This is a genomic window from Pseudonocardia sp. NPDC049635 (assembly GCF_040659795.1).
Lineage (GTDB): Bacteria > Actinomycetota > Actinomycetes > Mycobacteriales > Pseudonocardiaceae > Pseudonocardia.
Genome location: NZ_JBFAON010000003.1, coordinates 201,702 through 223,315, shown reverse-complemented (window position 1 = coordinate 223,315; position 21,614 = coordinate 201,702). Strand labels below are relative to the sequence as shown.

The window sequence follows — 21,614 nt, the reverse complement described above, 5'->3', positions numbered from 1 at the left end:
CGGCCGCCCCGCCTGCTTTCCGCCCACCCACCCAGGAGGTCCGATGTATGTCGGTGCGCTGGAGTGCGACGTGCTGCTCGGCGACGTCCGGTCGCTGAAGCAGAAGCGGTCCGCGGTGCGCCCGCTGCTGGCCGAGCTACGCAGATTCGAGGTGGCGGCCGCCGAGGCGGGCCATCAGGAGTTGTACCGCAGGGCACTGGTCGGGGTCAGCTGCGTGTCCGCCGATCCGGCGCACGTGCGTGCCCTGCTGGAACGGTGCGAGCGGCTGGTCGCGGCTCGCCCCGAACTCGAACTGCTGTCGGCCCGGACCCGTCTGTTCGGGCCGGACGACAACTGACCGGCGCCGCGCGCGCACCCACGGGTGCGTACGCCGCGCATAGACTCTGCCGCGGGATTGCCGGTGGAAGGAGCACGACATGGTCGACCACGCGCGCGCACGCAAGCTTGCCAAGCGGATCTCGCAGATCGTCGCCGAGGCACTGGAGCACGAGGTCAAGGACCCGCGACTGTCGATGGTGACGATCACCGACACCCGGGTCACCGGCGACCTGCGGGAGGCGACCGTCTACTACACCGTGCTGGGGGCGTCGCTGGACGAGGCGCCGGACACCGCGGGCGCCGCCGCCGCGCTGGAGGGCGCCACCGGCGTCCTGCGCAGCCGGGTCGGTCAGCAGACCGGCGTCCGGCACACCCCCAGCCTCGCCTTCATCCTGGACCAGGTTCCGGACGAGGCGCGGCGGATGGAGGAGCTGCTGGCCCGCACCCGCGCCTCGGACGCCGAGGTCGCCCGGCTGGCCGCATCGGCGTCTCCGGCGGGAGATCCGGACCCCTACCGGGCGCCGCGCGACGCAGAGTCGGAGTGAGCGCCTCCGGCGCCGACTCCTCCGGCACACCGTTGCCCGGGCCCGGCCCGGTCGACCCGGCCGGGGCCGCGGCGGTACTGCGTGCGGCGCGGGAGGTGCTCGTCGTCGGGCACGTCCGGCCGGACGCCGACGCCGCGGGCAGCGCGATCGCGATCGCCACCGCCCTGCGCCGGACCGGAGTCGCGGCCACGGTGTCGTTCGGCGGGCCGGATCCGGTGCCGGCGGCCCTCGGGACGCTGGACCCCGACGGCCTGGTCGTCCCGTCGTCCCGGGCGCCGGTCGCGCCCGAGCTGCTGGTGTCCTGCGACGTGTCGTCGGCGCAGCGGCTCGGGGACCTGGCCGACCGGTTGGACACCGCGGGCGGGTCGCTCGCCATCGACCACCACGCGTCGTTCTCCGGGTTCGCCACCCGGCACCTGGTCGATCCGGCTGCCCCGGCCACCGTGCTGCTGGTGCGGGCCGTCCTCGCCGAGCTGGGCGCCGAGCTCGACGCGGTGCTGGCCCGCGCCCTGTTCGCCGGGCTGTACACCGACACCGGCGGGTTCCGGTGGGGTGGTTCGGGTGCGCTGCGCCTGGGTGCCGAGCTCGTCGACGCCGGCGCCGACCCGCGCGCACTGATGCGCGAGCTCACCGGGACCCGTCCGTTCGGCTGGCTGGCGGCCCAGGCCGCCGTGCTGGCCGGGGCCCGGCGGGAGCCGGCCGCGGCCGGTGGCGCCGGCCTGGTGTGGGCGGCCGTCGACGTCCCCACCGCCACCCGGTTCCGGGACCAGACCGCCACCGTGGTGGGGCAGCTGCTCGCCACGGCGGGGGACGGGGTGGCCGCACTGCTCACCGAGAGCGAGCCGCACCAGTGGTCGGTATCGTTGCGCGGCAACGGGTCACCGGATCTCTCCCGGGTCGCGTCGGCGCTCGGCGGCGGTGGGCACGCGGCCGCCGCCGGTTTCGAACGCGCCGGCACCCGCGACGAGCTCCTCGCGCTGCTGCGCTCCGAGCTGGACGCGGCGACGACCTGAGCGACGCCGGAGTGCATTCCGCCCGCCCGGGTACACCGGAGCGCCGTCCGGGCGCGGTGGGACAAGGGGCGGTCCGGCGGGCCGCCCCCGGGCGCCGTAGCGTATCCGCCGATCACCTCAGGAGGTTCGTGTGAGTTCGCAGCCCGTTCCGGCCCCGGACGGCCCCGGTGACAGCAGCGGGTGGCGGGAGTTCCTCGGTGCATGGGTCCGCAACCCCGTGCGGGTCGGCGCCGTGTGGCCGAGTTCGCGACGGCTGTCCGAGAAGCTGGCCCGGATCGCGCCGGGGCACGGCACACCCGTCGTCGTCGAGCTGGGGCCCGGCACCGGCGCGGTGACCGGCGAGGTGGCCCGCCGGTTGTCGCCGCACGGGCGGCACCTCGCCGTGGAGCTCGATCCGGGCATGGCCGACTACCTGCAGCGCCGGCACCCGGGCGTCGAGGTCATCAACGGCGACGCCCGCAAACTCGGCACGCTGCTCGCCGAACGCGGCATCGAGCGGGTGGACGCGGTCGTCTCCGGGCTGCCGTGGTCGCTGTTCGACCAGGCGGCGCAGGAGGAGATCCTCGGCCAGGTGGTGGACGTGGTCGGTGAGACCGGTGCCTTCGCCACGTTCGCCTACTCGCACACGCTGCCGATGCGCTCGGCCCGCCGGTTCCGCACGACGCTGCGCGACACCTTCGACGAGGTCGCGACGACCCGAACGGTGTGGCGCAATCTCCCACCCGCGTTCTGCTATCTCTGCCGGCGCCCGCGGCGCTGAGCCGTGCCCGGGAGCACCCGCACCCCGGGCGGGGCGCGGGACATCCTGCGGCTGGCCGTACCGGCTCTGCCGGTACTGGCCGCCGAACCGCTGTACCTGCTCGTCGACACCGCCGTCGTCGGGCGACTCGGCGCGGTCCCGCTGGCCGGGCTGGCCGTCGCCGGGGTGTTGTTCGCGCAGGTCACGACGCAGCTGACCTTCCTGTCCTACGGGACGACGGCGCGTGCGTCCCGTTTCTACGGGGCCGGACGACGGTCCGCGGCCGTCACCGAGGGGATCCAGGCGACGTGGCTGGCGGTCGTCGTCGGGCTGATCGTGATCGGGGTCGGACAGCTGGTCGCCGCCCCGGTCACCCGCGCCCTCGCCGGCAGTGACGAGATCGCCGACGGTGCGACCAACTGGCTGCGGATCGCGCTGCTCGGCGCCCCGATGGTGCTGATCACGCTGGCCGGGAACGGATGGATGCGTGGCGTGCAGGACACCGTGCGCCCGATGCGCTACGTGATCGCCGGGAACGCGCTGTCCGCGGTGCTCTGCCCGTTCCTGGTGCACGGCGCCGGGGACTGGGACGGCTGGGGGCTGGAGGGCTCGGCGGTCGCGAACGTCGTCGCCCAGACGGTGTCGGCGTCGCTGTTCCTGCGGGCGCTGGTGATCGAGCGGCGCCGGGCACCCGCGTCCGATCCGGTCCGGCTCGCCCCCGACACCGCGGTGCTGCGCGCCCAGACGACGATGGGCCGCGACCTGGTGATCCGTTCGCTCGGCTTCCAGGCGTGCTTCCTCTCGGCGACCGCGGTGGCCGCCCGGTTCGGCGCCGGATCGGTCGCCGCGCACCAGATCGTGCTCCAGCTGTGGGTGTTCCAGTCACTGGTGCTCGACGCCGTCGCGATCGCCGCCCAGGCACTCGTCGGGTCCGCGCTCGGGGCCGCCCGCACCACCGCCGACACCGTGCGGGCCCGCGCCGTCGCCGCCCGGGTCACCCGCTACGGCCTGCTGCTGGGCTGCGTCTTCGCAGCGGTGTTCGCCGCGCTGTACCCGGTGCTGCCGGGCGTGTTCACCACCGACGCGCTGGTGCTGGCGACGATCCCGGCCGCCTGGTGGTTCTTCACCGCGCTGCAGCCGATCGCCGGCGTCGTCTTCGCCCTCGACGGCGTGCTGCTCGGAGCCGGCGACGCCGCCTTCCTCCGCACGACGACGCTGCTGGCCGCGCTGGGCGGGTTCCTCCCGCTGATCTGGCTGTCGCTGGTGTTCGATTGGGGCCTGGTCGGGATCTGGTCGGGACTCGCCGCGTTCATGGTGGTCCGGCTGGTGGCGGTGGGATGGCGGACGTACTCGGGGCGCTGGGCGGTCCCGGGGGCGGTCCGGGGCTGACCCCGCGACGCTCCGCCCGGGAAACCCGTCCGACGGTGCCGGGGCGAGCGGCAGCCGGACGGTGAACACGGCGCCGCTGCCGTCGGCCCGGGTGCCCACGGTCGCCGTGCCGCGCAGGCGCCGGGTGATCCGGTCGACCAGGGCGAGTCCGATCCCCCGCGGCCGGCCCTCCGGCGTCGCACGGGTGCTGAAACCGAACGTGAACAGCTCGTTCGCGGTCTCCTCGGACACGCCGGGACCGCTGTCGGCGACCTCGACCACCAGCTCGTCACCGACCGTGCGGAGGGTGACGGCGACCCGTCGCTCCACGTCGCGGGGGAGTTCCGCGACCACCTCGACGGCGTTGTCCACGAGATTGCCGAGCAGCGAGACGAGGTCGTCCGCGGCGAACGGGAGCCGCAGGTCGGGCAGGACGCCGGGATCGCAGGCGTCGGTGACCTCGAACGTGATGTCGTGCTCGGCCGCCTGCCACGCCTTGTCCGCGAGCAGCGCGGCCAGCACCGGGTCGTGGACCTCGGCGGTGACCCGGGCCCCCGGGCCGCGGGTCCGGTCGAGTGCGGCGGAGCCCGCGGCGGCGGCGTCGGAGGTGTCGCCGAGCTCGATCAGGGTGAGGACGGTCTGCAACCGGTTCGCGAACTCGTGCGCCTGGCCGGACAGCGCGGCGACCTTGTCCTGGGCGAGATCCCGCTCGCGCAGCACACCGGCGAGCTCGGTGCGGTCGCGCAGGGTGAACACCCGGGTGCCCGGCCCGGCGGCCGAACCGGCGTGCCTGCTGTTGACGAGCAGCATCCGTTCCCCGGCGAGGGCGGTCACGTCGTGCAGGTCCTCATGCAACCCGCGCTGGAGCACCGACCGCACCGCCGGATCGATGCCGAGCTCGCCGAGGAGCCGGCCCGGAGCCGCGTCGCCGACGTCACCGGAATCGGGGGCCGCGAGCAGCCGCCGCGCCTCGGCGTTCACCACGACCAGCCTGCCCCGGCCGTCGACCACCAGCAGACCCTCGCCGACGGCGTGCAGCACCGCGTCGTGGTGGGTGTAGGCGGCGGTGATCTCCTCGGGCTCCAGGCCCAGGGTCTGCCTGCGCAGCCGCCGGGCCAGCACCGCCGCGAGGCCGAACCCGAGCACCAGGGCGGCACCGGCGGCGGTGACGGTCGCGGGCAGCCAGCGCAGCGCGAGGTCGGAGATGCGGGTCTGCAGTACGCCGACCGAGACGACGGCGGTGATCCGGCCGCCGACCACGACCGGGGTGACGGTGCGGACCGAGGGGCCCAGCGTGCCGGGATAGACCTCGGTGTCGGTCCGCCCGGCCAGCGCAGGGGCGATGTTGCCCTGGTAGGGCCCGCCGATCCGGGACCGGTCGTAGTGGCTGTACCGGATCCCGTCGGGTGACATGACGACGACGAAGCTGGTGCCGGTCGCTGCCCTGATCCGCTCGGCGACCGGCTGCAACCGCGCGGACAGCGTGTCGACGTCGCCGCCCGCCCGCAGTGCGTCGACGACCTGCGGGTCGGTGGCCACGCTCGACGCGACCGCGGTGGTGAGGCGGGCCGCCGCGTCGTGTTCGAGCTCCCGGGCGCCGAGGACACCGAGCGCGGTGAGACCGCCGACGGTCAGCAGCACGGTCACCACCTGCAGGACGAACAACCGCCGCACCAGCCGTGACCGGCGCAGCGACGGACGCGGTGGCCGGCGCACGACACCACCCTGCCACCGCGGGGGTGACAGGGTGGGCCGGGTGGGGTTCATGACGAGCCGGGGCGGCGGGTCAGGTGCTCGCGCCGACCTTCTGGCGCGGCTCCTCGGCGTCGGTGGCGGGCTCGGCCGGGGCCGGGGTGTTGCCGTGCGCGGCCTCCATGTCGGCCTCGACCAGCGTCGGGTCCTCGAGCACCGCGGCGAGCCGCTCGCGGTCCAGCTCGCCGTTCCAGCGGGCGACGACCAGGGTCGCGACGACGTTGCCGATGCAGTTGGTCAGCGCCCGGCCCTCGGACATCACCCGGTCGATGCCGACGATCAGGGCCAACCCGACCACGATGGCCTCCGGGGTGAAGAACTCGCCGCCGAACGCCTGCAGCGAGGCGGCCAGGGTCACCAGGCCGGCCCCGGTGACACCGGCGGCTCCCTTCGAGGTCAGCACCATCAGCACGGCGAGGCCGATCTGCACGCCGATCGGCAGCGACGCGCCGCCGGCCTGGACGATGAACAGCGCACCCAGGGTCAGGTAGATGCAGGTGCCGTCGAGGTTGAACGAGTACCCGGTCGGGATGACCATGCCGACGGTCTGCTTGGACGCACCCGCCGACTGCAGCTTGGTGAGCAGCCGCGGCAGCACCGACTCCGACGACGAGGTGCCGACGATGATCAGCAGCTCGTCCTTCACCAGCCGGATGACCTTGAGGACGCTGAACCCGGCGATCCGGGACACGATCCCCAGGACCACCACGACGAACACCGCGCAGGTGCCCCAGAAGACCGCCATCAGCAGCGCCAGGTTGGCCAGCGAGGCCGAGCCGAACTGGCCGACGGTGTAGGCCATGCCGCCGAACGCGGCGACCGGCGCCGCCCACATGATGATCTTGATGATGCCGAAGATGACCTGGGCGATCGACTCGATGCCGCCGACCAGGCGGGCGCGCAGGCCGTCGTTCAGTGAGGAGATCGCGCAGGCGGTCAGGATCGCCAGCACCAGCACCTGCAGCACCGAGTTGTCGACGAACGGACCGAGGAAGCTCTGCGGGAGCAGCGAGTCCTGGATGAAGGGCACGACGCCGGACTCCGAGCTGCCCGTCTCGAACTGGTCGGCGGCCTGCTCCAGCTGTTCCGGCGTCGGCGCCGCCTCGAAACCGGCGCCGGGCTGGAAGACGTTCGCGGCGATCAGGCCCATCGACAGGGCGATCACCGTCATCAGCAGGAAGTAGCCCAGCGCGCGCAGTGCCAGCCCGCCGGCACGGGCCAGGTTGCCCAGTGACGCGATCCCGACGACGACCGTGCAGAAGATCACCGGACCGACGATCACCTTGATCATCTGGACGAAGGTGTCCGCGAACCACTTGAACTGCTTCGCCACGTCCGGGGCGACGAGGCCCAGCGCGATGCCCGCGACGATACCGATGATCACCCAGAACCAGAGCTGGGTGTAGACCTTCTTCTTCCGGCGGGCGGGGGTGCCGGCGGTGCCACCCTCCTGCCCGGTCGAACCGGCTGCAGTGCCGACCTCTGCCATGTCCGTCCTCCTCGACGCGTTCGGTGCGAGAACAGTGCGGGCGGACCGTGTGCCGCTGCAACGGAGCCGGCACCGGGTTTGAGCAACCTTTGAGGAAGCACGGCTAGGCTGGCGACGTGCGCGTGCTCCTGGTCGAGGACGACCCGATCCTGGGCGACGCGCTGCGCCGCACCCTGGTCAAGCACGGTTTCGTGACCGACCTGGTGGGCAGCGGCACCGCCGCGCTGGCCGCGGTCGCCGAACGGGAACCGGACGTCGTCCTGCTCGACATGGGCCTGCCCGACCGCGACGGCCTCGGCGTCTGCCGGGAGATCCGGGAGCGTTCCCGGGTGCCGATCCTGGCCATCACCGGCCGCGGTGACGTCGCGGCCCGGGTGCAGGGCCTGCGTTCGGGCGCCGACGACTATCTGGTGAAACCGATCGCCACCGACGAACTGCTGGCCCGGATCGACGCCGTGCTGCGGCGCGCCAGCGGCGCGGCGGTCGCGGCCACGGTGCGGGTCGGGGACGTCGTCGTCGACCTGGACCGGCGTGCGGTCACCGCCGACGGCGCCGGGATCGCGCTCACCCGTAAGGAGTTCGACCTGCTCGCCGCGCTCGCCCGGCGGGAGGGCGCGGTGCTGCCGCGCAGCGAGCTGCTCGAGCAGGTGTGGGGGATCGCCGACGCGTCCGCGGCCCGCACGCTGGAGGCGCACGTGGCGTCGCTGCGTTCCAAGCTCGGCGACCGCGACGTCGTGCTGACCGTCCGCGGGGTCGGGTACCGGCTGGCGCTCTGAGCGCCCGCCGTCACGACCGTCGGTTGTGTCGGTGCGTGGCTGCGACCGTCGGTTGTGTCGGTGGGCGGCTGCGACCGTCGGTTGTGTCGGTGGGCGGCTGCGACCGTCGGTTGTGTCGGTGGGCGGCTGCGACCGTCGGTTGTGTCGATGCGCGACTACGATCGTCGCTCGTGCCGCCCCGCGACCCGCCCCCGCCACCCGGTCTCGTGATCGTCGACAAGGACCGCGGCCCGACCAGCCACGACGTCGTCGGGAAGCTGCGCCGGATCATGGGCACCCGCAAGGTCGGGCACGCCGGCACCCTGGACCCGATGGCGACCGGTGTGCTGGTGATCGGGATCGAGCGGGCGACCAAGCTGCTCGGCCACCTGTCGCTGGACACCAAGGCCTACACCGCGACGGTCCGGCTGGGTGTCGCCACCGGCACCGACGACGCCGAGGGCGAACCGCTCGGCGAGCCGGTCCCGGTCGACGCCGGCACCGACGAGATCCGCGCGGAGATGGCGCGGCTGACCGGTGACATCAAGCAGGTCCCGAGCGCGGTCTCCGCGGTCAAGATCGACGGGAAACGGGCCTACCAGCGGGTGCGCGACGGCGAGACCGTGGCGATCCCGGCCCGGCCGGTCACCGTGTCGGCGTTCGACCTGCTGGCGCAGCGCCGGGAGGGGCCGTACCTGGACCTCGACGTCGCCGTCGACTGCTCCTCGGGCACCTACGTGCGGGCACTCGCCCGCGATCTCGGCGTCGCGCTGGGGGTCGGCGGACACCTCACCGCACTGCGCCGTACCCGGGTCGGGCCCTTCACGCTGGCGCACGCCCGCACCGTCACCGAGCTGGCCGCAGCCCCCGGGTTGTCGCTGGACCTCGCCGCCGCCGTCGCGACGGCGTTCCCACGGGTCGACGTCGACGACGCGGCCGCCGCCGACGTGCGGACCGGCCGCTCGCTGCCCGCCGCCGGGATCCCCGGCACCTACGGCGTGTTCGGGCCGGACGGCTCGGCGCTCGCCCTGATGGCCGACCGCGGCACCTCCGCCCGCCCGGTCGTGGTGCTGGCTCCGGCGGGCTGAGAACGCGGCGCCGGTGCAGTGCACGGCCGAGCCGTTCCGTAGGCTCGCGACCGTGCAGCGCTGGCGTGGTCTGGAGGCCGTCCCGCCCGGCTGGGGGCGGTGCGTCGTCACCATCGGCGTGTTCGACGGAGTGCACCGCGGGCACCGGGAGCTGATCGACCGGGCCGTGCGGCGGGCCCGCGAGCGCGATCTCCCGGCCGTGGTGGTGACCTTCGACCCGCACCCGGCGGAACTGATCCGCCCCGGCACCCATCCGGCGCGGCTGACCACCCTGGACCGGCGTGCCGAGCTGGTCGCCGAGCGCGGCGCCGACGTCTTCTGCGTCATCCCCTTCACCGAGCAGCTCTCCCGGACCGAGCCCGCGGGCTTCGTGCACGAGATCCTCGTCGACCGGCTGCACACCGCGGTCGTCGTCGTCGGCAGCAACTTCACCTTCGGCCACCGGGCGGCCGGCGACGTCGCGACCCTGGCCGAGCTGGGCCGCCGGTTCGGCTTCTCCTGCGAGGCCCTGGATCTCATCTCGGAGAACGACGTGACCTTTTCCTCCACCTACATCCGCTCCTGCATCGACGCGGGGGAGGTCCGGGAGGCCGCGCACGCGCTGGGCCGCTGGCACCGGGTGGACGGGGTGATCGTGCACGGCCACAAGCGCGGTCGTGACCTGGGGTTCCCCACCGCGAACGTGGCGTGCCCGCCGCACACCGCGATCCCCGCGGACGGCGTCTACGCCGGCTGGTTCCTGATCGGCGGACGCAGGCTGATGACGGCGATCTCGGTGGGCACCAACCCGACCTTCTCCGGCCGGGTGCGCACCGTCGAGGCCTACGTGCTCGACGTCGACGAGGACTTCTACGGTTACGAGGTCGGCGTCGAGTTCGTCGCCCGGCTGCGCGGGCAGGAACACTTCGACGGTGTCGAACCGCTGATCGCGCAGATGGCGCAGGACGTGGCGGACGCCCGGTCGATCCTCACCGACTCCGGCGGTGCGCCCGGCCCCGACGACGAGCCGCGCTGAACAGGCAGTGCTGAACACGCAGTGCTGAACACCCGGGGTTGAGTGGAAACCCCTGCCTCCCGGGAACCGGGCCCGGGCCGCGCCACGGCAGGCCGAGGATCGGGGGCATGGACGACGTCCCCGCTCCCCGGCCCGACCACGACCAGCTGTCCGAGAACCGCGCCCGGCAGCGGGAGCTCTACGGCGAGCCGTTGGGGGAGCGGGTGCACCGGCTCACGTCCGCGTTGCGGATCACCCAGGCCCGGCTCGCCGCGGCGCTGGGGCTGAGCCCCGCCATGCTCAGCCAGCTGTCCGGCGCGCGGCGGGTGAAGATCGGGGACCCGGCCGTTCTGGGCCGGATGGTGGCGCTGGACCGGCGGGTCTCCCAGGGGCCGGTGCCGCCGGGGGAGGTGGCCGGCCTGCTGGAACGGATCCGGTCCGGCACGTCACCGTGGGGCCCGGACGCCGGCTGCAACTGCGGTGCCGGCCCGGTGCCGGCCGCGGTGCCCCCGCCCCGGGAACCGCACCGCCCCGTCGTACAGCACCCGGACGACGTGCTGCGCGGGGTGACCACTCCGGCCCGGCTCGTCGCCGCAGCGGCGGCACTGGCGACCTCGTTCCCGGAGCTCGCCGAGGTGCTGCGGCGGGCCGCGTCCCGGCGCTGAGCGAGACCGACGCCCACCGCCGGGCGGCGGGGGATCAGCTCGCGCCGTCCACCGCCGCCTGCAGCGCGGCCGCCCTGGCCGGGCCGTCGTCGACGGTGCCGAGCGTGAGACCGCCGTCGGTCAGCACGGCCAGGTCGTCGAGCACCCACCAGGTCGCCAGCGCCGTGCCGCCCGCCCACATCTCACCGACGGCACGGGCGGTGCGCCCGGCCCGTACCGCGGGCAGCGCGGCGAAGGTCGGCAGCCCGGTGACCGCGTCGGCGTCGTAGATCGACCCGTCGAGCACGACGACGACGTCCGAGTGGTGGGCGGGCAGCGTCTCGGCCGAGACCGGGATCGTCGACGCCGACGCCCCGGCGGCCGCCGCCAGTTCGGGCTCCGGCCGGGTGATCCCGGCGTCGGCGACGAGCCGGGAGCCCGGGTTCGCCGGAGCCGGCGAGTAGAGCATCTCCTGGAACGACCCGAGCACCGACAGCTGCAGCGGCCGGCGTGCGGTCGCCGCACGCAGCTGGGTCAGCCGCTCCTCCAGCAACCGGACGACGCTCCCGGCCCGGTCCTCGGCACCGAACGCGGCCCCTGCGATGCGGACCGGCTCCCGCCAGTCGCCCTCGAAGGGCAGCACCAGGGTCGGCGCTATCGCGGAGAGCTGCGGGTAGGTGGTGTCGAGCAGCGACCCCGGGGAGGTCAGGACGATGACGTCGGGCCTCGTCGCGGCGATCGCCTCCAGGTCCGGGCTGGTGATCATCGTCGGGGAGGGGGTGACGGTGAGCCCGGCCTCGCGCAGGACCGTGGCGCCGAGTTCGGAGGACAGACCGCCGAACACGGCGGTCGGCCGGACGCCGACGGTGAGCAGGTTCAGCGCGGCGTACTCGTCGAGCGCGACGACCGCTCCGGCGTCGGCCGGCACCTCGACGGTGCCGCGTTCGTGGGTGACGGCCCGGGTGCCGACGGGCGGCGGGTCGGCGGGGGCGGGCGCCCCCGCACATCCGGTGAGCAGCAACAGGGCGAGCGCGAGGGCGGCACGGGGGAGGAGGCGCATGGATCCGATCCTGGAAGGGAAGCCGTCGATGAGGTGAGGCTCAGCTAATTCACAGTCTGTGGGAAAATAGGCGCCGAGGTCAACGGGCGGGTCGTGCGACGATGGCGCCGTGGCTCCCCCCGCACGTCGCCGCGGCCGCCCCGCGGTCGTCGACCGGGACCGGATCGCCGCTGCGGCACTCCAGGTCGGACCGGGCCCGCTCACCCTCACGGCCGTCGCTGCCCGCCTGGGTGTGCACCACACGACGCTCTACGGCCACGTGCGCGACCGGGACGACCTGGTCGCCGCGGCCGCCGATCTGCTGGCCCGCGAGGCCCGCTGGCCCGCGACCGGTGCGGGCTGGCGGGAGCTGCTCACCGCATGGGGGGAGACGTTCTGGGAGCTCGCCGCCCGCCGGCCCGGGGCGGCCGGGCTGATCAGGGCGCTGCCGGCCCCGCCGGCCGCGGTCGTCGCACAGGTCGGGCGGATCCGGGCAGAGCTCGAACGGCAGGGCTTCACCCCGGCGGACGCGCTGGTGGCCCTGGACATGGTGGCCGACCTGGCGCTGGACACCGCGGCGGCCCTCGACGGTCTCGACCGCGGAGCGCAGGACCGGGCGTGGCGCGACGAACCGGGTATGCGCGGGCTGGTCGCGGCACCGCGCGGCGCCTACCCGGCCAAGCTGGAGATCGTGCTGGACGGTCTGGCCGCCCGGCTCACCCGATGAGGCCGGACCCGCGGGGCGGCGGGGGCCGCGAGGTGGGGCGCTGGTACCGTTTCACGCGGGTCCGGCTGCAGTCCGTGGCGGCCGCGACCGACTGCCTGTCGCCGCGCGCCGGCTCCGGCGGCCCGATGCCGCCCGGTGTCGCTCGCTTCGAGGTGGCACGGCCCCACGGACCGTCGACACGATGAAGGAGTTGCAGTGGCCCTGTCCACGGCCGAGAAGAAGAGCACGCTCGAGAAGTACGGCACCCATGCCACCGACACCGGGTCCCCCGAGGCCCAGGTGGCGCTGCTGACGCAGCGCATCATCGGCCTGACCGAGCACCTGAAGCAGCACAAGCACGACCACCACAGCCGGCGCGGCCTGCTGCTGCTGGTCGGTCGTCGTCGCCGGCTGCTCAAGTACCTGCGTGCGGTCGACGTCGCGCGCTACCGCGCACTGATCGAGAAGCTGGGTCTGCGCCGCTAGACCCGAGCCCGCCGACCCGGCACCGGATCCCGGTGCCGGGTCGTTCCACAACTGAACCCCACCATCGGACGACCGGACATCCGCCGGTCCTCGGTAGTGGCCCCCGGGAGCACGAGCTGCCGGGGGCTTCGATCGAAGACCGGCCCAGCAGGGGATCGAGCCGGACGTGGTCGGTGGTGGGAGCCGAGAACACTCCCAACGACGAGGAGAGAGATCCCCGTATGACCGACGTCATCTCCGAGGACGGCGTGCACGAGAGCACCGCTGTCATCGACAACGGTGCCTACGGCACCCGCACCGTCCGGTTCGAGACCGGCCGGCTCGCCCGCCAGGCCGCCGGATCCGTCGTCGCCTACCTGGACGACGAGACCATGCTGCTGTCCGCGACGACCGCCTCGAAGCGGCCGAAGGACCAGTTCGACTTCTTCCCGCTCACCGTGGACGTCGAGGAGCGGATGTACGCCGCGGGCAGGATCCCCGGTTCGTTCTTCCGCCGCGAGGGCCGCCCCGGCACCGACGCGATCCTGACCTGCCGGCTGATCGACCGGCCGCTGCGGCCGTCGTTCGCCGACGGGGTCCGCAACGAGGTCCAGGTCGTGGTGACGGTCATGTCGCTCGCCCCGCAGGACCCGTACGACGTCGTGGCGATCAACGCCGCATCGGCGTCCACCCAGCTCGCCGGGCTGCCGTTCTCCGGTCCGGTCGGCGGCGTCCGCGTCGCGCTGATCGTGGCCGACGACACCGGGGCCGGGCCCACCTCGCAGTGGGTGGCCTTCCCGACCCACGAGCAGCTGGACCGCGCCGTGTTCGACATGGTGGTCGCGGGCCGGATCGTCGGTGAGGGCGACTCGTCCGACGTGGCGATCATGATGGTCGAGGCCGAGGCCACCGAGCGCACCATCGAGCTGGTCACCGGCGGCGCTCCCGCGCCGACCGAGGAGATCGTCGCGGACGGGCTGGAGGCGGCGAAGCCGTTCATCCGGAGCCTGTGCATCGCCCAGCAGCAGCTCGCCGATGTCGCGGCCAAGCCGACCGCCGCGTACCCGCTGTTCCCGGCCTACGCCGACGACGCCTTCGAGGCCGTCTCCGAGGCCGTCGAGCAGGAGCTCGCGCAGGCGCTGACGATCGCCGGCAAGCAGGAGCGGGAGACCCGCACGGACGAGATCAAGGCGTCGGTGCTGGAGAAGCTGGGCGAGCGCTTCGTCGGCCGCGAGGCCGAGCTGGGCAACGCCTTCCGGGCGCTGAACAAGAAGCTGGTCCGCCGCCGGATCCTGACCGACCAGGTCCGGATCGACGGTCGTGGCCTGACCGACATCCGACCGCTGTCGGCCGAGGTCGAGGTCGTCCCGCGGGCGCACGGCTCGGCGCTGTTCGAGCGTGGCGAGACCCAGATCCTCGGTGTCACCACGCTGAACATGCTCCGCATGGAGCAGCAGATCGACCAGCTCGGCCCGGAGACGCGCAAGCGCTACCTGCACCACTACAACTTCCCGCCGTACTCGACCGGTGAGACCGGCCGGGTCGGCTCGCCCAAGCGCCGCGAGATCGGCCACGGTGCGCTCGCCGAGCGGGCCCTGCTCCCGGTCCTGCCGAACCGCGACGAGTTCCCGTACGCCATCCGGCAGGTCTCCGAGGCGCTGGGCTCGAACGGCTCGACCTCGATGGGCTCGGTCTGCGCGTCCACGATGGCGCTGCTCAACGCCGGTGTGCCGCTGAAGGCGCCGGTCGCGGGCATCGCGATGGGCCTGGTCTCCGACGAGATCCAGAACGAGTCCGGGCAGGCGGAGACGAAGTACGTGGCGCTGACCGACATCCTCGGTGCCGAGGACGCGTTCGGTGACATGGACTTCAAGGTCGCGGGCACCAAGGACTTCGTGACCGCGCTGCAGCTCGACACCAAGCTGGACGGCATCCCGTCCGCAGTACTGGCGGCCGCTCTCAACCAGGCCCGCGACGCCCGGCTGACCATCCTCGAGGTCATCGGCGAGGCCATCGACGGCCCGGACGAGATGAGCAAGTACGCGCCGCGGGTGACCGCGGTGAAGGTCCCGGTCGACAAGATCGGCGAGGTCATCGGCCCGAAGGGCAAGATGATCAACTCGATCACCGAGAAGACCGGCGCGGACATCTCGATCGAGGACGACGGCACCATCTACGTCGGCGCGAACGACGGTCCCTCCGCGGAGGAGGCGATCGGCATGATCAACGCGATCGCCAACCCGCAGCTGCCGAAGGTCGGCGAGCGGTTCCTCGGCACGGTGGTCAAGGCCGCCGCGTTCGGTGCCTTCGTCTCGCTGGTCCCCGGCAAGGACGGTCTGGTCCACATCTCGAAGCTCGGCAGCGGGAAGCGGATCGGGAAGGTCGAGGACGTCGTCAAGGTCGGCGACAAGATCCGCGTCGAGGTCACCGACATCGACAACCGGGGCAAGATCAGCCTGGTGCCGGTGCAGGAGGAGGGCGCAGCGCCCGCGCCCGAGGCGGACGCCCCGGTGGAGGCCGCCGCCGACGAGCCGGCCGAGGCCACGGCCGACCAGAGCTGAGCAGTTGGCCGACACGAACGGCGATGCGACGACGGCCCGGGGACCCGAGGGTCCCCGGGCCGCCGCCCGCGTGCACGCCGACCTCGGCGTGCAGCCGGACACGGTGCGGCGCAGCGAGCTGCCCGGCGGTGTCCGGCTGGTCACCGAATCGGTCCCCGGGGTCCGGTCGGTGGCGCTCGGTATCTGGATCGGCATCGGCTCGGTCGACGAGACCGGTGAGCAGGCCGGAGCGGCGCACTTCCTGGAGCATCTGCTGTTCAAGGGCACCCGGCGGCGCACCGCCGCCGGGATCGCCGAGGAGATGGACGCTGTCGGCGGTGAACTGAACGCGTTCACCGCCAAGGAGCACACCTGCTACTACGCGCACGTCCTGGACACCGACGTGGCGCTCGCGGTGGACCTGCTGATCGACGTGGTGACCGACGCCGAGCTGGCGCACACCGATGTCGAGCTGGAACGCGGCGTCGTGCTCGAGGAGATCTCGATGCGCGACGACGACCCGGAGGACCTGCTCGGCGATCTGTTCGACCAGACGTTGTTCGGTGACCACCCGCTCGGCCGCCCGGTGATCGGCACCGAGGAGTCGATCCGGTCGATGAGCCGGGAGACGCTGCACAGCTTCTGGCGGGGCGAGTACACCACGCCACGGATGGTCGTCGCGGCCGCCGGGAACCTCGAGCACGACCGGATCGTGGACCTGGTCGGTGACGCGCTGGCCGCCGCCACCCGCGGCCGCGGCGAGGCCCGGTCGATGCCGCCGCGCGCCCCGACCGGGGTGCGTCCGGTGCGGGCCGGGGCACTCGGGCTGCAGCCCGACGAATCGGAGCAGGCACACATCATGCTCGGGGTCGCGACCGAGGGCCGGTACGTGCACGCCCGGCCGGTGCTGGCCGTACTCAACGCCGCACTGGGCGGCGGCCTGTCGTCGAGGCTGTTCCAGCAGGTCCGCGAGCAGCGCGGGCTCGCCTACCAGGTGTACTCCTCGACCGTCCGCTACGCCGACGCCGGTTCGCTGGCGGTGTACGCCGGCTGTGCACCCGAGCGGCTCGGCGAGGTCGTGGCCGTCGTCCGGGACGTGCTGGGCGAGGTCGCCGTCGACGGGCTCACCGACGCCGAGGTGGCCCGCGCGAAGGGGTCGCTGCGCGGCGGGCTCGTACTCGGTTGCGAGGACACCGCGTCCCGGATGAACCGGCTGGGTCGCGCCGAGCTGGACCACGGCCGTCAGCGGTCGGTGACCGACAGCCTCGCCCGGATCGCCGCCGTCACCCCGGCGGAGGTGGCCGCGGTGGCGACCGAGTTGCTGAGCCGGCCGTTGACCGCGGCCGTGGTCGGCCCCTACGAGGCGTTGGACGAGCTGCCGGTGTCTCTGCGCGACCTGTGAGGGGGCCCCGCGCCGTGGGGACCCCCTCACCGGGTCAGCCGACCCAGCCGATCGTCTCGGGCAGCGCCCGGTGGAACAGCGACGCGCCGAAGTTCGCGAGATCGGGCCGGGTCACCCAGGTCTCCGCGCCGGAGTAGAGGGGCAGCACCCCGTACCCGGCGAGTGCGGTGCGCTCCACCTCGTTGGCGGCGGCCTGCTGCTCGCCGACGGTGGGCAGCGTCCCCACCCGCTGCAGCTGAGCGTCGAGCTCCGGGGTGCCGGTCCCGGAGTTGTTCAGCGTCGACGTCGAGCAGTACAGCTGGCACAGGGTGGCGATGCTGTACGGGTCGACGGCGTAGAACCCGGAGACGAGCAGGTCGAACTCCTTGTTCGCCAGGATCGTCGGGAACTCCGTCGCGGGGACCTGACGCACCTGCAGGTCGACGCCGATGGCGCGCAGCATCGCGACCAGTGCACCCGCGGTGGCCCGCTGGGTCGGGTTGTCACCGGTCTGCACGTAGGTGAGGGTCAGCGGGGTCCCGTCCTTGACCCGGATGCCGTCCGCACCGGGGATCCAGCCGGCCGTGTCCAGACCCTCGGCCGCGGCCTGCGGGTCGGTGCCGACGACGTCGGCGAGGTTGTCCCGGTACCCCTCCTGGTAGGGCTTGTGCACCAGGGACCCCGGCGGCTCCTCGGAGTACCCCGTGCCCTGCAGGATGATCTCGATCAACTGGGCGCGGTCGATGCCGGAGAACACCGCCTTGCGGACGGCCGGGTCCCCCAGCAGCGGTGACTCGCTGTTCAGCGTGGCGAGGAAGGTGCCCGTCCGGGCGCTGGTCCGCACGTCGGCTCCCGGCACCGAACGGGCCTGCGCGAGCAGGTCGGCGGACTCGGCCTCGGTGGCGTCGAGCTGACCGTTGCGGAACGCGTTGACCTTGGCCGGCATCTCCATCGAGACCAGGGTGACCGTGTCCAGCTTGCCCGGCCGGCCCCACCAGGCCGGGTTCCGTTCGAAGGTGATCGTCGAGTTCTGCGGATCGTGCGCGGCGACGGTGTAGGGGCCGGCCCCCCACTCCGGGTGCGGCTGGTTGAGGTAGCCCTGGTTGAACACGGCCGGGTCGGCGGCGACCTGCGGGTGCACGATCTCGGCGAACAAGGCCTGCCACCACAGGTACGTGCCGTCGAAGGTGACGACCACTTCCCGGTCGTCGGCGCCCCGGGCGACCGAGGCGATCCGGTCGAACCCGGTGGTGGACTGGGGGAGGAACGCGGCGTCGTGACCGCTGCGGGCCCGCCAGGTCGCCTCGAAGGCCCGCCAGTCGATCGGGGTGCCGTCGTTGAACACGGCCTGCGGGTTCACGGTGAAGGTGACCCGGGTGTCGTCACCGGCCCGTTCCTCGGTGGCCGAGACCAGGTAGTCGGGGTTGAACCGCGGCTCGCCCTGCGGGGTGAAGGTGACCAGCACCGGGTTGTACCAGCGCCATACCTGGAAGGTGTCGAGGGTGGCGTCGCCCTGGTGCCGGTTGAGCTGGGGATTGATGCCGGCGCGCAGCGGCAGCGTGAGCGCGCCGCCGTCGCGGAGGTTCTCGTAGGGCTGCTCGTTGAACGCCGGGGCGGCCACGAGCTGCTCCGCGGTGCGGGTGTCCTCGGGGCCGGCACCGGCACCGCAGGCGGTCAGCAGGAGGGCGAGGGCGGTGACGGCGGCCGCGGGGCCACCGCGGCGCAGGGATCTGGGCACGGTTCTCCTTGCTCGGGGGGTGACGGGGGACGGTCAGGAGCCGTGCGCCTGGTGGCACGCGCTGCGGTGGTCGGCGTCGGAGTCCGCGGCGCCGTCCTTCACGACGAGCTGCGGGATCTCGCTGCGGCAGCGCTCCAGCTCGGTCGCCGACAGCGTGCGGGCCAGCGGACAGCGGGTCAGGAACGCGCAGCCGTGCTGCTCACCGGTCGGGCTCGGCAGGTCCCCGGTCAGCACGATCCGCTCCCGGGTCCGCTCGACGCGGGGATCGGGGACCGGGACGGCCGACAGCAGCGCCCGGGTGTAGGGGTGTTGTGGGTTGCCGAACACCTCGGCCACCGAGCCGGACTCGACGATCCGGCCCAGGTACATCACGGCGACCCGGTCGGCGACGTGCCGCACCACGGACAGGTCGTGCGCCACGAACAGGTAGCTCAGCCCCAGGTCCCGCTTCAGCTGCGCGAGCAGGTTCAGCACCCCGGCCTGCACCGACACGTCCAGGGCGGAGACCGGCTCGTCGAGCACCAGCAGCGACGGTTCGGTGGCCAGCGCCCTGGCGATGCCGATCCGCTGGCGTTGCCCGCCGGAGAACGCCGCCGGGAACCGTTCGGCATGTGCCGGGTCCAGCCCGACCATCGCCATCAGCTCGTCGACCCGGGCGGCGATCCGGGCGCGGCCCGACCGGCCGGCCGCCCGCAACGGTTCGGCGAGGATGTCCGCGACGGTCATCCGCGGATCGAGCGCCCCCATCGGGTCCTGGAACACGATCTGGATCTCCCGGCGCAGCGCCGTCAGTTCCGCGCGGCCCCGGACCCGCGCCACGTCGGTGCCCGCGATCCGGATCCGGCCGCCCTCGGGCGCCCGCAGGTTCATCAGCTCCAGCAGCGTCGTGGTCTTGCCGCAGCCGGACTCGCCGACCAACCCCAGCGTCTCGCCGCGCCGGATGTCGAGGTCCACGTCGGCCACCGCGTGCACGGTGCCGACCCGTCGCCGGATCAGCGAGCCCGTCATCAGCGGGAACGTCCGGCGCAGGTGCTCCACCGACAGCACCGGCTCGCGCTCGGAGCGCCCGCCGGGTCCGCCGGGTCCGGTGTCCGGCACGTCCGGGACGGTGAAGACCGGTGCACCGCCGATCCGCCCGTCGACGATCTCACCGGTGCGCAGGCACGCCGTGGCGTGCGCGTCGCTGCCGGGCAGCGGCAGCAACGGCGGCTCCGCGGTCCGGCAGTCGTCGACGGCGACCGGGCAGCGCCCGGCGAACGGGCAGCCGGGCGGCAGGTCCACCGGGGACGGCGGGCTGCCGGGCACCGGGACGAGCGGACGGCGGGTGACCGCGTCGACCCGGGGCACCGCTGCGAGCAGGCCGATGGTGTACGGCATCCGTGGCGCGTCGAACAGCTCCTGTACCGGGGCGGTCTCCACCGGCCGCCCCGCGTACATGACCAGTACGTCGTCGGCGGTACCGGCGACCACGCCCAGGTCGTGCGTGACGAGGACGACGGCGGCACCGGTCTCGTCGCGGGCCAGCCGCAGGACGTCGAGCACCTGGGCCTGCACGGTGACGTCGAGTGCCGTGGTCGGCTCGTCCGCGATGATCACCTTCGGGTCGTTGGCGATCGCCATCGCGATCATCATGCGCTGCCGCATGCCGCCGGAGAACTCGTGCGGGAACGAGCGGACCCGCCGCCCCGGGTCCGGGATGCCGACCAGCTCCAGGAGCTCCACGGCCCGGGTGCGGGCCGCGGCCCGGGAGATGTCCCGGTGGATGCGCATCGCCTCGACGAGCTGGTCGCCGACGGTGTAGATCGGGGTGAGCGAGGACAGCGGGTCCTGGAAGACCATCCCGATGTCGCGGCCGCGGACCGCCGACAGCTCACGGTCGCCGAGCCCGACGAGCTCGGCGCCGCCGAGCCGGATCGAGCCGCTGACCGCCGCGGTGTCGGGCAGCAGTCCCATCACCGCCAGCGACGTGACGGACTTGCCCGAACCGGACTCGCCGACGATGCCGAGCGTCCGCCCCGGGTACAGGTCGAAGTCCACGCCGCGCACCGCCCGCACCGGGCCTGCCTCGGAGCCGAACGTGACGTGCAGCCCGCGTACCGAGAGCACCGGATCCGGGACCGGGTTCATGCGCGGCCTCCTGCCTGCGAGGTGGGGTCGAGCGCGTCCCGCAGCCCGTCCCCGACCAGTGCCAGCGACACGGTGGTGAGCAGCAGCAACGTCGCGGGGACGGTCAGCAGCCAGGGCGCCGTCGTCATCGAGGCGGAGCCGTCGGCGAGCATCGTGCCCAGTGACACGTCCGGGACCTGCACACCGAACCCGATGAACGACAGCGCGGTCTCGGCCTGCACGACGGCGACCACGGTGAGCGTGAAGCTGACGATCAGCAGCGAGCCGATGTTCGGGATCAGGTGGCGCAGCACGATCGCCGGACCCGGCACGCCCATGAACCGGGCGGCCAGCACGTACTCGCGTTCGCGCAGCGTGGTCGCGACCGTCCACACCAACCGGGCGCCGGTCATCCAGCTGAGCGCGGTCAGCGCGACGATCAGGACCCGGTAGTCGCCGGAGCCCCACTGCGAGGCGAGCGAGAGGATCAGGAAGGCCGGGACCACCATCAGGAAGTGCACGACGCCGAGCACCGCGCGCTCACCGCGGCGGCCCCAGGCCCGGCCACCGCCGAGGTAGGCCGCGCCCGAGCCGACGACCGCCCCGATGGCGGTGGTCAGCAGCGAGACCGTGACGGCGATGACCAGCGACCGCTGCAATCCGTGCACGGCCTGGGCGTAGACGTCGTTGCCGCCGGCGGTGGTGCCGAACGGGTGCTCCATCGACGGGCCCTGGGTGAGCGCGGTGAAGTCGACGGCGGTGTGCGTGTACGGCGTCAGCAACCCGCCGAGGAGGGTGAACAGCACCAGCGCGGCGAACACGACCAGACCGGCGACGGCCGCGCGGCCACGCCGGAAGCGGCGCCACACCAGGGCGAGCCGGCCCCGGCGCGGGGCGGTGGGTGCTGCGGGGGTCGTGGAGGGAACGTTCATCG

General features: G+C 73.5%; 18 protein-coding genes and 1 pseudogene. 13 read left to right on the top strand and 6 right to left on the bottom strand.

All coding sequences use genetic code 11. The features are described 5' to 3' along the window. The first annotated feature begins 43 nt into the window (after window positions 1–43). From AB0J24_RS05850 to AB0J24_RS05830, 5 genes are all read left to right on the top strand, one after another. A complete protein-coding gene (locus AB0J24_RS05850) occupies window positions 44–337 on the top strand; it encodes a DUF503 domain-containing protein (protein WP_358676029.1) in 294 nt (97 codons plus the stop codon). 79 nt (window positions 338–416) lie between these two features. Next, entirely contained in the window at window positions 417–863 is a 447-nt protein-coding gene (gene rbfA, locus AB0J24_RS05845) for a 30S ribosome-binding factor RbfA (RefSeq protein ID WP_358676027.1), read from the top strand. Beyond that, the gene (locus AB0J24_RS05840; RefSeq protein ID WP_358676024.1) at window positions 860–1,876 is read left to right on the top strand and encodes a DHH family phosphoesterase; all 1,017 of its coding nucleotides are present in this window, start codon (window positions 860–862) and stop codon (window positions 1,874–1,876) included. Before rbfA ends, AB0J24_RS05840 begins: the two co-directional genes overlap by 4 nt. A 130-nt stretch (window positions 1,877–2,006) precedes the next feature. Further along, window positions 2,007–2,636, top strand: coding sequence for a methyltransferase domain-containing protein (locus AB0J24_RS05835; protein ID WP_358676021.1), 630 nt, complete (start codon window positions 2,007–2,009; stop codon window positions 2,634–2,636). A gap of 3 nt (window positions 2,637–2,639) precedes the next feature. Beyond that, window positions 2,640–4,004 carry an MATE family efflux transporter gene (locus AB0J24_RS05830; protein WP_358676018.1) on the top strand — a complete coding sequence of 455 codons (1,365 nt, stop codon included), beginning with the start codon at window positions 2,640–2,642 and terminating at the stop codon, window positions 4,002–4,004. A 54-nt stretch (window positions 4,005–4,058) separates the two neighbouring features. Here AB0J24_RS05830 and AB0J24_RS05825 read toward each other — a convergent pair. Together AB0J24_RS05825 and AB0J24_RS05820 are read right to left on the bottom strand one after the other, a co-directional pair. Continuing rightward, window positions 4,059–5,750: pseudogene (locus AB0J24_RS05825) on the bottom strand (ATP-binding protein); the annotation flags it as partial. Between the two features lie 19 nt (window positions 5,751–5,769). After that, window positions 5,770–7,224 carry a cation:dicarboxylase symporter family transporter gene (locus AB0J24_RS05820; protein ID WP_358676015.1) on the bottom strand — a complete coding sequence of 485 codons (1,455 nt, stop codon included), beginning with the start codon at window positions 7,222–7,224 and terminating at the stop codon, window positions 5,770–5,772. Window positions 7,225–7,340: 116 nt separating this feature from the next. Between AB0J24_RS05820 and AB0J24_RS05815 the strand changes: the two genes are divergently transcribed. The 4 genes from AB0J24_RS05815 to AB0J24_RS05800 all read left to right on the top strand — a co-directional run bounded on the left by AB0J24_RS05815 (window position 7,341) and on the right by AB0J24_RS05800 (window position 10,726). Further along, window positions 7,341–8,000: a response regulator transcription factor gene (locus AB0J24_RS05815; protein ID WP_358676012.1), complete on the top strand. Its 660-nt coding sequence runs from the start codon at window positions 7,341–7,343 to the stop codon at window positions 7,998–8,000. 170 nt (window positions 8,001–8,170) lie between these two features. Continuing rightward, on the top strand, window positions 8,171–9,067 hold the full coding sequence (gene truB, locus AB0J24_RS05810) for a tRNA pseudouridine(55) synthase TruB (RefSeq protein WP_358676010.1): 897 nt from the start codon (window positions 8,171–8,173) through the stop codon (window positions 9,065–9,067). A gap of 52 nt (window positions 9,068–9,119) precedes the next feature. After that, a complete protein-coding gene (locus tag AB0J24_RS05805; RefSeq protein WP_358676007.1) occupies window positions 9,120–10,082 on the top strand; it encodes a bifunctional riboflavin kinase/FAD synthetase in 963 nt (320 codons plus the stop codon). 107 nt (window positions 10,083–10,189) lie between these two features. Further along, window positions 10,190–10,726 (top strand): helix-turn-helix domain-containing protein, encoded by a 537-nt coding sequence (locus AB0J24_RS05800; RefSeq protein ID WP_358676004.1) that lies wholly within the window; start codon window positions 10,190–10,192, stop codon window positions 10,724–10,726. A 34-nt stretch (window positions 10,727–10,760) separates the two neighbouring features. Here AB0J24_RS05800 and AB0J24_RS05795 read toward each other — a convergent pair whose 3' ends face one another. Beyond that, the gene (locus AB0J24_RS05795) at window positions 10,761–11,765 is read right to left on the bottom strand and encodes an ABC transporter substrate-binding protein (protein WP_358676001.1); all 1,005 of its coding nucleotides are present in this window, start codon (window positions 11,763–11,765) and stop codon (window positions 10,761–10,763) included. Window positions 11,766–11,874: 109 nt separating this feature from the next. On the opposite strand from AB0J24_RS05795, the gene AB0J24_RS05790 reads away from it, so the two are divergent. The 4 genes from AB0J24_RS05790 to AB0J24_RS05775 all read left to right on the top strand — a co-directional run bounded on the left by AB0J24_RS05790 (window position 11,875) and on the right by AB0J24_RS05775 (window position 16,857). Continuing rightward, a complete protein-coding gene (locus AB0J24_RS05790) occupies window positions 11,875–12,471 on the top strand; it encodes a hypothetical protein (protein ID WP_358675998.1) in 597 nt (198 codons plus the stop codon). Window positions 12,472–12,666: 195 nt separating this feature from the next. After that, window positions 12,667–12,936, top strand: a complete 270-nt coding sequence (rpsO, locus tag AB0J24_RS05785; RefSeq protein ID WP_093337181.1) for a 30S ribosomal protein S15 — start codon at window positions 12,667–12,669, stop codon at window positions 12,934–12,936. Window positions 12,937–13,157: 221 nt separating this feature from the next. Next, entirely contained in the window at window positions 13,158–15,476 is a 2,319-nt protein-coding gene (locus AB0J24_RS05780) for a polyribonucleotide nucleotidyltransferase (RefSeq protein ID WP_358675995.1), read from the top strand. A 70-nt stretch (window positions 15,477–15,546) separates the two neighbouring features. Then, complete coding sequence (locus AB0J24_RS05775; protein ID WP_358676447.1) at window positions 15,547–16,857, top strand: pitrilysin family protein; 1,311 nt, start codon at window positions 15,547–15,549, stop codon at window positions 16,855–16,857. Window positions 16,858–16,891: 34 nt separating this feature from the next. Here the strand turns inward: AB0J24_RS05775 and AB0J24_RS05770 are convergent, their stop codons facing one another. The 3 genes from AB0J24_RS05770 to AB0J24_RS05760 are packed head-to-tail and all read right to left on the bottom strand — an operon-like array spanning window position 16,892 to window position 21,612. Continuing rightward, window positions 16,892–18,574, bottom strand: coding sequence for an ABC transporter family substrate-binding protein (locus tag AB0J24_RS05770; protein WP_358675993.1), 1,683 nt, complete (start codon window positions 18,572–18,574; stop codon window positions 16,892–16,894). A 33-nt stretch (window positions 18,575–18,607) separates the two neighbouring features. Next, window positions 18,608–20,701, bottom strand: a complete 2,094-nt coding sequence (locus tag AB0J24_RS05765; protein WP_358675990.1) for an ABC transporter ATP-binding protein — start codon at window positions 20,699–20,701, stop codon at window positions 18,608–18,610. Then, window positions 20,698–21,612, bottom strand: a complete 915-nt coding sequence (locus AB0J24_RS05760) for an ABC transporter permease (RefSeq protein ID WP_358675987.1) — start codon at window positions 21,610–21,612, stop codon at window positions 20,698–20,700. Before AB0J24_RS05760 ends, AB0J24_RS05765 begins: the two co-directional genes overlap by 4 nt. Window positions 21,613–21,614: the final 2 nt, after the last annotated feature.

What these genes read in the sequence shown, in the direction of transcription:
- AB0J24_RS05820 (WP_358676015.1), bottom strand. Translation starts at nt 7,224, where the DNA reads ATGGCAGAGGTCGGCACTGCAGCCGGTTCGACCGGGCAGGAGGGTGGC.
- rbfA (WP_358676027.1), top strand. Translation starts at nt 417, where the DNA reads ATGGTCGACCACGCGCGCGCACGCAAGCTTGCCAAGCGGATCTCGCAG.
- AB0J24_RS05780 (WP_358675995.1), top strand. Translation starts at nt 13,158, where the DNA reads ATGACCGACGTCATCTCCGAGGACGGCGTGCACGAGAGCACCGCTGTC.
- AB0J24_RS05850 (WP_358676029.1), top strand. Translation starts at nt 44, where the DNA reads ATGTATGTCGGTGCGCTGGAGTGCGACGTGCTGCTCGGCGACGTCCGG.
- AB0J24_RS05795 (WP_358676001.1), bottom strand. Translation starts at nt 11,765, where the DNA reads ATGCGCCTCCTCCCCCGTGCCGCCCTCGCGCTCGCCCTGTTGCTGCTC.
- AB0J24_RS05760 (WP_358675987.1), bottom strand. Translation starts at nt 21,612, where the DNA reads ATGAACGTTCCCTCCACGACCCCCGCAGCACCCACCGCCCCGCGCCGG.
- AB0J24_RS05765 (WP_358675990.1), bottom strand. Translation starts at nt 20,701, where the DNA reads ATGAACCCGGTCCCGGATCCGGTGCTCTCGGTACGCGGGCTGCACGTC.
- AB0J24_RS05800 (WP_358676004.1), top strand. Translation starts at nt 10,190, where the DNA reads ATGGACGACGTCCCCGCTCCCCGGCCCGACCACGACCAGCTGTCCGAG.